The sequence below is a fragment of the Streptomyces sp. PH10-H1 genome (genome assembly GCF_030063355.1).
In the GTDB taxonomy this organism is placed as follows: domain Bacteria; phylum Actinomycetota; class Actinomycetes; order Streptomycetales; family Streptomycetaceae; genus Actinacidiphila.
The window spans coordinates 1-9,231 of sequence record NZ_JASISZ010000136.1 but is presented as its reverse complement, the minus strand read 5'-3'; the positions used below and the strand labels follow the sequence as shown (position 1 = coordinate 9,231).

The following is a 9,231-nucleotide window of genomic DNA, read 5'->3' as shown; positions in this document are numbered from 1 at the left end:
AGAACCCCAGGCCATTCGAGTGGACCAAAACCGCCGACCAGATCTTCGAACGCCTCGCCGGCTACCTGAACCGCCTCCCGAACCCCAACGACTAGATATGCAGCGAAACCGAGACTCGGGACACTAGAGCATCTCCGACTTCGTCGGTCTGCAAGCGACGGTGAAGACACTCTGCTTGCCGTTGAAGAACCGGAGGCACATCTACACCCGTCCCTCCAGCGCAAGGTCTTCGCTCACCTCCTGCGTGAGCCGAATCGTCTGCTGCTGACAACACACAGTCCGCACATCGCTGCGGTAGCTCCGCTGTCGGCCATCGTGCTGGCTGACAGCCATGATGGCCACACCACTGCCTCGGTTGTCCCTCCCGATCTCATCAGCCCCGCAGTGACCTTGGACCTTGAGCGATACCTCAACGTCACCCGAGCGGAGATCCTTTTCGCGCGCGAGGTGATCTTTGTTGAGGGAGCAGCCGATGCCTACCTTCTGCCAGCACTGGCCGAGGCCGCAGGTTTCTACTTCGACGACTACGGCATTGTCGTATCAAGCGTGGAAGGTACTGACTTCGCGCCCTATGCGACCTTGCTGAGCCCCAAGGCACTCAACCGACGGCACTGGGTACTGACTGACGGCGACGCAGCAAACGTGAAGCCGACCGCCAAAGGCGCCGAGAGGACCGCGAACAAGGAGCCTGGTCTGTGGCGGGCCAAGCAACTGGCCGAACTCGCGGGCCGGGATTCCATTTCTGCTGACCTGGCAAATGGTATCGAGACCCTCACTGAGGCCGACCTCCCCGAAACTGGATCGCGTCCGAACCGGAGTCTACTGATCGAGTTGGCTCGGGAGGCACGCATCTACGTGGGAGACCATACCCTCGAAGTAGACATAGCCCGACTTCTGACCAAGGAACTGACGACTACTTACGAAGCCTTCCGCACTCGGAGCGACTCGCGCCAAGCCTTCGCCGACCTCCTCGCAGCAGTCGCCTCCGACTGCGGGGCCACGCAGCTGAAGCAATCCGACTTCATCACCAAAATCGAAAACATCGGGAAGGGCAGGTTCGCCCAACGGCTTGCGACACTCGTCGCTAATCTGGACCTGCACAGCCGCCTCGCGCAAATCGGAACCAGACCCGATAAGGGGGGCTACAGCCGCGCCGAGCTCGGCCGCATCCCAGGGGCGGGCACGATCCTCACACTGCTGGAAGACCTCAGCCAGGCCGTACGGGGAATACCCCTGCTCTCGCCTGCCCCTTCCACGAGGGGAACCAACAACGATGAGGGAGGGCAAGTCGAGTGATCGATCCTACCTCCGTGCCACCTGCGCCAGCACCTGCCTTGTTGCCGCCCACACTGGCAGCCGAGCTCTCTCAGCTTCACCCTGACCAGCGGCAGGCAGCCACTCATAGGGGCAGTCTGACAGTACTGGCCGGCCCAGGCGCGGGAAAGACACGGACGTTGGTGGCCCGAGTCGGCTTCCTGTTGGCCACCACCAGCCTCCGCAGAGGTGTTGCAGCCCTCACCTACACCGATGCGGCAGCCGCTGAAACTACGAGGCGCCTCTATAGCCTCGGGATACGTCCAGGCCGTCGTCTCAGCAGCACCACCGTTCATGCCTTCTGCCTTCACGGTGTTCTGCGGCCATATGCCCGCCTCATTGACGAGGGCTTCCACCGCGATACCACAACCGTCGCCGATGGCAACACTTGCAGGTCGCTGTGGAATCAGGCCGCACACGAGTGTGGCCTCGGGGCGCCAACATCGCAGGATCGCAGTACTCTTGAGCGACTTCGACGCGTTGTGTACGCGGGCGAATCCACCGACGATTTTCACGTGACCTACAAGAGAACTGTCCTCCGGTACGAGGAACTCCTACGTGAAGACGATCTGATCGACTTCGAGGCAATGACCGGCCGGGCGCTCGCATTGCTCCGCAAGAGCAAGACCGCCCGGGAACAGATCGTCGCGCGCTACCCGCATATCGTCATCGACGAGTACCAAGACCTCGGCCCAGTCCTTCACGGAATCGTCGAAGTCCTCCTCGATGCCGGTGCCTTAATCACCGCCGTCGGCGACCCCGACCAGGTCCTCTACGCCTACCAAGGCGCCAACTCCCGCTACCTTCAGGAACTCCAGAAGCGACCTGACTTCCATACGGTCCGGCTCACCTTGAACTACCGCAGTGGTAGCGCTCTGATCGACGCCAGCCGCGCTGTCCTGGGAAGGGATCGCGGATACCGGGCTGCTCCAGAACGGACCGACACGGGGACCGTGAGTATCACACCCGCGGAAGGCGACCTCGACGACCACGCGGCTCTCGCTGTCAAAGCTGTTCGCGAGCGAATCGCCAAGGGCCTTGCCCTGGAGAGCGTCGCCATCCTCTACCGCTCCCAAGGCCCGGTCCTCGAGTCCCTCACCCAAGCGTTGGACGCTGCCCAGATCCCATACGACCGTGAGAAGCACAGACGCCGACCGTCCGGCCCGCTCGCCGAGCTCATAGCGTTGTGTACAGCGCGGGCCCTGGCCGGCCCCCTTGGCGTAAGCAACCGGCCCAGTACCGGAACCGCTCGGGCGCTCCCTCTTCGCGAGCTCGCATCACTCTGGAAGCGGCAGCTACTTCTCGCCGACCTCGCTCACCCCGACGCCACACGCCGCTCGCTGGCACAACAGCTTGCAACCGTCCTAGATGCCACCTCGCCGCGACCAAAACCCGGCGACGACGCACGAAGCTTCCTCCAAGAACTGGTGTTGACGATGGACCTCGTGGTGTTGGCAAACGCCAGCGCCGACCCGCGTGATTCCGATACAGCCGACGAATTGAACGACCTTCAAGAGGCACCACTCACCATGGCCGAGCTGGCTGGCGGGCAGATCCCTGGGCACATCGCTGTCACTACCTACCACTCAGCCAAGGGCCGCGAGTTCTCAGTCGTCGTCCTCCCCGGACTCATCGAGGGATTGGTCCCCTCCTACTTCCCCAACCGACCGCCCACGCCAAGCGGGATTGCCGCAGCACGCCGCGAGTTCTACGTCGCCATCACACGAGCCAAGGACGAGGCCGTGCTCATCACCGGCAACCACTACACGATGCCCGCAAACAAGTACTACGCAGCCCGAAATCGCCTCTCGCGACGCACGAGATTCGTCGACGAGATCGAACAGGTCCTCATGTGAGTACAGCGCCGTCGCCCGGATTTCAGAGTGCCCCAGCGCAGCAAATAGGAACGTCGAGACGGGCACAGGTGAGCTGCCCCGAGCGGCGTGCGGACCATCGCTACTCGCCACCCGGCGGAGCCCCGCCGGATGCGTCCGGGGCCCTCACCGCTACGACGGGTCACGACTCTATGGCCCTGACCAGGTAGAACACCTCCCGGGCAGCGTAGCGTTTGATGCACCGGACGATTTCGCATCAGGTCTCTCGAAGCTGCGGGTCCATCCCCGCACAGGCGGGAAGCAGCTCGCATCGGTGCTGCTCGTCCTATTCGCTCTGGATCCATCCCCGCTCGGGCGGGGAGCAGTCGACGCCGCCGCCGGTGATGCCGGATTCGTCGGGTCCATTCCCGCGGGCGGGGAGCAGGATCCGCAGAGCTTGTCCGCGTTCACCGCTTGGGTCCATCCCCGAGCGAGCCGGGAGCAGCTGTTCATCGCCGGCATGGTCAGCCTCTGGATGGGTCCATACCCGAGCGGACGGGGAGTAGACCAGTCCGGGGATGGGGGCCCGGATGACGTCGGGCCCCCATCCCCGAGCGGGCGAGGAGCAGGGCAGGGGTGGGCTGTTCAGCAACTGGGCGTACGGTCCTTCCCCGTGCGGGGCGGGCAGCAGAACGTGACAGCTACGGGTGGGCCCGTGAGCGGGAGGGTCCATCCCCCGCGCAGGCGGGGAGCAGATCGAGGACCCGCGTGGACGAGTCTTCTACTGGGGTCCACCCCTACGCAGGAGGGGAGCAGCGAATCGGGCTGCTCTGATCAGCACGTCGTAGGGTCCATCCCCGCACGGGCGGAGAGCAGGAGTCCACGTCGTGGTGGAGCCAGTAGTCCCGGGGTCCATCCCCGCGCGGGCGGAGAGCAGGAGTCCACGTCGTGGTGGAGCCAGTAGTCCCGGGGTCCATCCCCGCGCGGGCGGGGAGCAGCGGACATCCACGCGCCTGGGGACGGCGCGGGATCACCCCGGTCGTGAAAGTCAGCGGTCGCGGCTCGGGGAGGGTCTCGGTCGCCGGGCTGCTCGCGATGCGCCCGGGCTCGCGAACCCACCTGTGCCACCGGCTGCGGCGCCACACCGGGCGCAAGGGCGAGCGCCGCAGCCTGTCCGAACGCGACTACATCGACCTGATCGACGGAATGCACCAGCTGGTCAAAGCGCCGCTCGTGCTCGTGTGGGACCGGCTGAACACCCACGTCTCCCACGCCATGCGCGATCTGATCAACGCGCGCGACTGGCTGACGGTGTGCACGCTGCCCGCCTACGCACCGGAGCTGAACGCGGTCGAATACCTGTGGGCCCACGTCAAACACAGCCTCGCGAACCTCGCCAGCGTCGCCCTCGACCGCCTCGAAACCTTCGTCCGCAACCGACTCAAACAACTGCAGTACCGCCCCGACATCCTCAACGGCTTCATCGCCGCGACCGGACTCTCCCTCGACCTCCCACCACCGTCACCCTGAAACGCCGAAGTCAGTAATGCTGCCCCGCAGAAGTTCGTTGGGAGCCGATCACGCTGTCTTGAGTGGGGTGCCGTCATAGGTCCACCGGTATGGTTTCGCGGTGTTGTTGTGCCGGATGACGTAGGCGTCCATTTTGTCGATGAGGTGGTCTCGGCTGGGGCGCCGTTGCGCAGGACTCGACGGGTCAGGGCGGAGAAGGACAGTTCGATCTGGTTCAGCCAGGAGGCGTGCGGGGGGCGTCCAGTGCGCGTGTCAGCGCGGGTGGGCGGCCAGTCATGTCTTGGTGTGCTTGGCGGTGTGCGAGGAGCCGTTGTCGAGGATGACGTGGATCTCCTTGCCTGGATGGATGACTGCATCAAGCCGATCGAGGAAGGCGGTGAAGGTGGACAGGTTGTTCCGAGTGATGATCTCGGTGAGGACTTCGCCGCTTCGCACGTCGAGTGCCGTGATAAGGGAGGCGGTGCCTTCTCCGAACTACTACTGGTTCACCCATCCCAGCGACATTACGAGTTCAACCTCAGTAGCTCTGTCCGGACGCCCGCATCACCTTTGCGGCAACAACCGCCGCCAGCGCCTCGAACGCGTGCTTGTCGTAGGGCTTCGGCTCCGCCGTTGTAACGATTTCAGCAAGCTGACGGGATCTTTTGCTTGCGCTATAATTAATGACTCGATCGAGAAACGTATTGCGGCGGTATGTATAGCTCGCGAGAGAAGTCAGCGACAAGCTGTCGGCACTGGAAGCCAGGAGAATCACATGCGACGATCCGAGCACCTGGCCACCACATTTCACCGACAGTATGAGCGCCTCGCACAAACACCCGAGGATGACCTCCTCCCCGAGGAACTACTGGGCGAGATTCGTGAAGCAGCGGCACTTCTGGAGCGCTTTCTCAAATCTCTGCGATTGGAAAAGCCGAGTGCGAACCTGTTTGCGCTGATTAACAGTCTTGCCTCGGCCGCACTTGGACCACAGAGCATCTCCGCCTTGCATGCACTCCGCCGAGCAGCAAATGCAAGCAAGCACGAGCCTGGATTCCTGCTTCGCCCGCGGGAGGCATCGAAAATACTTGGTGATGCCGCGATGGCCCTAGGGGAACTTTCCCGCCTGCGACATGTCCTCGACGAAGAGTATGCAATCACCGATAGACGCACTTTTGCTGTGCTTCCCTCCTACTACTTGCACGGCGGGCCGCCTGGCGGCGAAGCTGCCTATTCGATCGCACTTCTCGTTCCCGACGGTCGCTTAATCTCGGTCGATTCATATCAAATCGATGCAATTTGCGAGGGCGATGCGCTCGAAATCCTGGGCGGTTTGGGCGAACTCGATACGGACCCGCTCGGCGGCAGCCTGAAGGATCCGCGCGAGCTTGGCGATCTGCGTGCCGAGCCGCTCGGCTACAGCCCGGAGGAATTGGGTCAGCACGGCGAGCTGCAAATCGAACCGCCCGCCAACCCGCTTGAAGCTCTGAGGCGTCGACTCGTCATGGTTCCAGTGGGCGACAGCCGTATTACAGACAGTGAATACTGGGGAGGTTGGACATACATAGGCCGCCTACGTGATTTTGTCTCAGCGTTTGCCCATCTGCAGCATGACCTCGCAGTCGAGGGTCAGCGCCGACGGAGCACGAGGTCACAAAAGGCTGCGATTGCGATGGCGTTGGTTGATCTTGGTGGGCTAGCGGCGGTCGAGTCCAAGCTTTTGAGCTGTGTGACCGACGACTTCGCGCTTGATGAGTCTCCACAGCTGCGGGGATTTGTCCATGAGGCTGCCGCCCTGGCCGAACGGTCAATAAGAGGTAGTGTGGGGAATTTTTCAGGCCCTAGAATTATCGGCACAGATGCATTCCCGCGTGCTTCACATGGAGCTTTCAAGTCGTCATCAGTATCCTGGCTCGCTATTCAGGCGGGCGGAACGGTCGTCCTCGATGTAGGCGAGGCATGGGCGCCGATGCCATAGGAGCCACGTCAAATCGAACGCTTGTATGGCGCCTCGATGGACTATGACTAGCGCGAGTCTTCGGCCTCCGGCCGGAGAACTCGTGGGAAGATAGGCGGCAGTGGAGCGTGTTGGGCTGCTAACTGTAACGCTCGAACCATCGAGAGGCCCTGCTTTCGCTCTGGATCTAGGCTTAGATCAGCAGCCGGGTCCACTCGGCGCTCGTCGCTTCTGGGGAGGGCTATGCCCACGACAGCACCGATTCCGCTATCACCGGACGTCATCGAGTACGTGCGGAATGTCTTTTGCGACGTGAACGAACGCGTAACGGCCAGGATCGACCGCATGCCGACCGTGCACGAGGAGACCCTCGATTTCGCATTCGTAGACGCAGTGGCCGAATCTCAGGGCCCCCATCTACTGCCATCTGGCACGCTCGTCGACATTGATGTGCACTTTGTTGGTGGCGGCCGACATTGGGACCGATGGGAAGTCGCCGATATCGGCTTCATCGTCACCTTCCGCCGCCAGGGAACTCTCCTGCGCACCAAGGTCGTATTGCTGCAGAGCAAGCGACTCTATCCGCGAGAATCCGAGTTTACCGAGGATGAAGGAATTACTCGCCCGGGCGGTTTCGGATCCCTCATGCGGCCTTCTCTCCCCGCTTCGCTGGGCTCGCGTACGTTTCGCTTTGACCAAACATGCCGATACAAAGCGCTTCAGGTTGGCGATACGCAGTGGCAAGCGATTTCGCATTACGAGAAAGAGTATGGGCTCCCCGTTCACTACATGCTGTACCATCCCCATTCGATTCCGTCGCAAGCAACGATTCCAGTGGCTGTCCCAGTACAGCGGCCACTTCCTCCATCAGACGTTGGGACGCGAGTGGTCTCGGGGAAAGCCCTACGGCTACTCACTTGCGACTTCGCGCGAAATTACGCCCCTGCTTACAGTGAGCTTCGGAATGAGAACGGAGAAGTCGGCTATCGTCTCCCCGAATTCGTAGTTGACAGAGTGCTTCCCTGCCTTGATGGCTACGTAGTGGACGACGGAACGGATAATGAAGGACTCCGACGTGTCTTCAATCAGCGAGGTGCTCCCATCGCCGCCGCGGTGCGGCTAGACATCAATCTGCCCGAGTAGTTGAGCTTCGCATCATGGCGCCTGCGGGACGGTGCGAGCTACGACCTGACTAACGGTGGGGACTCCCAGAAATATCGGAGATTCCTTTCGTTCCTTTCCCGCATCGCGTTGCGCAATCTTTTCTTCAGTCGCGGCGAGGCTCACAGATAGCCCTTCGACTTCGCCAAGCCAGCCTTCCCGCTGGGCTTCGGCGATCCGGTCGGTGAGATTGTCGCGAATTTCGATCAGGCGAGGCATTTCGCTGAAATCGAGGATTAGGACGAGGCATCGGACGCATGCGTGCTCGTGAGCACAGTCCGTGCCATAAGCGCGTCCGCAATCTCCTAACGCCAGCTTCCTGCGTTCAATGTGTCCCAGGAACTCCTGCCACTCTTCAGGCGTCACAGCACGATACTCTTCGATCGGGCGCAATGCCCGCCGGCGAGCGATGAAGGAGCGATGGGCCTCAATGGCTTCCGCCGGATAGACAGCGTTGTACCCCATGGTGGTGTTGATGTTCTATACCCGGCGATCACCTGAGCAATGCGCGGTGGCAGGCCGTTAAGGATGGCATCCGTGGTGAAAATTCTTCGAAAATAAGGGGGTTGAAATTGAAGAGGGCTTCCCGAGTTGTCCATGATGCTGGACATCCTGAGCGTCTCGTTCAATGCGCGCCAGGAGTACATGGGCTTGCGGCCGAACAGGTCGGCGCACTTGCCCAAAATCGGGGTGGTGACGGCGGTGACCAGGGTGTAGGCGGTCACACCCAGGAGATGTGCTCCAGACCGCCGAGATCGCCGACGATCGTGGGCATCGCGGTGCCCACGACCATGTTGTCGAGCATCGACAGCAGCATCGCGAGCATGACGCCGAGCAGCACCCAGCGGACGTTCCGAACGGCGTGGCGCCGCAGGGATGAACCAGGCGCCCTCCCTTCTCGCGGAACCGGCTGGCCTGGCCTCGTCTGCACCGTGACTTCACCATGCGCACTTGTATGCGCCCCCGCGCCCCGAATTACCGTTCCTGACTGACCATGGCAGACGGACATCTTGGGGGACGCATGGCAAGAACCGCGCGACAGACCCTGAACGCGCTCAGCCGCCCAACGAACATCCACGTCCGGTCCACGGCAGAACTCGCTGCCCATGCCAGCTCAGCATCGGCGGCCTTCGACAAGAAGCGCAGGGAGAAGGGGCAGGCACCAGTACGCAGAAAACCTGAACTGCGTCCTGTTCCACAGGCCGAGTGCAGTGAGACCATCGAACTGACGCCGTGGCAGGTGCTACACACCGTGGCCCGTGGCTACGCACTGGCCGGCCAGGGAATGGGGCGCGGGCTCGCAGAACACTGGCTGAGCCTGAAGTTCTGCGAAGCGCTGGGCGACAATCGCGGGTCTTCGAATTTAACCGGGCAATCGCGTAGGCGGCACGCACGGTTGTGACGTTGCGTGACGGCGTGGTGGTTCCGGTGCCCTGGACGCAAGGGGCCCGCAGGCGTTCGTGATCATGGTTGTTC

General features: G+C 62.2%; 8 protein-coding genes and 3 pseudogenes. 7 read left to right on the top strand and 4 right to left on the bottom strand.

All coding sequences use genetic code 11. From position 1 onward, the window contains the following. Positions 1-138 precede the first annotated feature (138 nt). The 4 genes and pseudogenes from QMK24_RS42155 to QMK24_RS39655 all read left to right on the top strand — a co-directional run. A pseudogene (locus tag QMK24_RS42155) lies at positions 139-279 on the top strand (AAA family ATPase); the annotation flags it as partial. 36 nt (positions 280-315) lie between these two features. Beyond that, positions 316-1,296, top strand: coding sequence for an ATP-dependent nuclease (locus QMK24_RS39665; RefSeq protein WP_283471758.1), 981 nt, complete (start codon positions 316-318; stop codon positions 1,294-1,296). Continuing rightward, entirely contained in the window at positions 1,293-3,170 is a 1,878-nt protein-coding gene (locus QMK24_RS39660; RefSeq protein WP_349362016.1) for an ATP-dependent helicase, read from the top strand. The genes QMK24_RS39665 and QMK24_RS39660 overlap by 4 nt, the downstream gene beginning before the upstream one ends. Positions 3,171-4,124: 954 nt before the next feature. Continuing rightward, positions 4,125-4,658, top strand: a pseudogene (locus tag QMK24_RS39655) (transposase); the annotation flags it as partial. Between the two features lie 273 nt (positions 4,659-4,931). Here the strand turns inward: QMK24_RS39655 and QMK24_RS39650 are convergent. Together QMK24_RS39650 and QMK24_RS39645 are read right to left on the bottom strand one after the other, a co-directional pair. Beyond that, entirely contained in the window at positions 4,932-5,108 is a 177-nt protein-coding gene (locus QMK24_RS39650; protein ID WP_349307961.1) for a hypothetical protein, read from the bottom strand. A gap of 67 nt (positions 5,109-5,175) precedes the next feature. Next, positions 5,176-5,412, bottom strand: coding sequence for a hypothetical protein (locus QMK24_RS39645; RefSeq protein ID WP_283471757.1), 237 nt, complete (start codon positions 5,410-5,412; stop codon positions 5,176-5,178). On the opposite strand from QMK24_RS39645, the gene QMK24_RS39640 reads away from it, so the two are divergent. Next, positions 5,413-6,615 carry a hypothetical protein gene (locus tag QMK24_RS39640; protein ID WP_283471756.1) on the top strand — a complete coding sequence of 401 codons (1,203 nt, stop codon included), beginning with the start codon at positions 5,413-5,415 and terminating at the stop codon, positions 6,613-6,615. A gap of 222 nt (positions 6,616-6,837) precedes the next feature. Then, on the top strand, positions 6,838-7,737 hold the full coding sequence (locus QMK24_RS39635; RefSeq protein WP_283471755.1) for a hypothetical protein: 900 nt from the start codon (positions 6,838-6,840) through the stop codon (positions 7,735-7,737). A gap of 12 nt (positions 7,738-7,749) precedes the next feature. Here the strand turns inward: QMK24_RS39635 and QMK24_RS39630 are convergent, their stop codons facing one another. Both QMK24_RS39630 and QMK24_RS39625 read right to left on the bottom strand, forming a co-directional pair. Further along, on the bottom strand, positions 7,750-8,121 hold the full coding sequence (locus QMK24_RS39630) for a hypothetical protein (protein WP_283471754.1): 372 nt from the start codon (positions 8,119-8,121) through the stop codon (positions 7,750-7,752). Between the two features lie 275 nt (positions 8,122-8,396). Further along, a pseudogene (locus QMK24_RS39625) lies at positions 8,397-8,581 on the bottom strand (MFS transporter); the annotation flags it as partial. A gap of 195 nt (positions 8,582-8,776) precedes the next feature. Here QMK24_RS39625 and QMK24_RS39620 point away from each other — a divergent pair. Then, positions 8,777-9,157 carry a hypothetical protein gene (locus QMK24_RS39620; protein WP_283471753.1) on the top strand — a complete coding sequence of 127 codons (381 nt, stop codon included), beginning with the start codon at positions 8,777-8,779 and terminating at the stop codon, positions 9,155-9,157. Positions 9,158-9,231: the final 74 nt, after the last annotated feature.

Excerpts from the sequence above, each read along its gene's own strand:
- QMK24_RS39640 (WP_283471756.1), top strand. The coding sequence starts at position 5,413 with ATGCGACGATCCGAGCACCTGGCCACCACATTTCACCGACAGTATGAG.
- QMK24_RS39635 (WP_283471755.1), top strand. The coding sequence starts at position 6,838 with ATGCCCACGACAGCACCGATTCCGCTATCACCGGACGTCATCGAGTAC.
- QMK24_RS39620 (WP_283471753.1), top strand. The coding sequence starts at position 8,777 with ATGGCAAGAACCGCGCGACAGACCCTGAACGCGCTCAGCCGCCCAACG.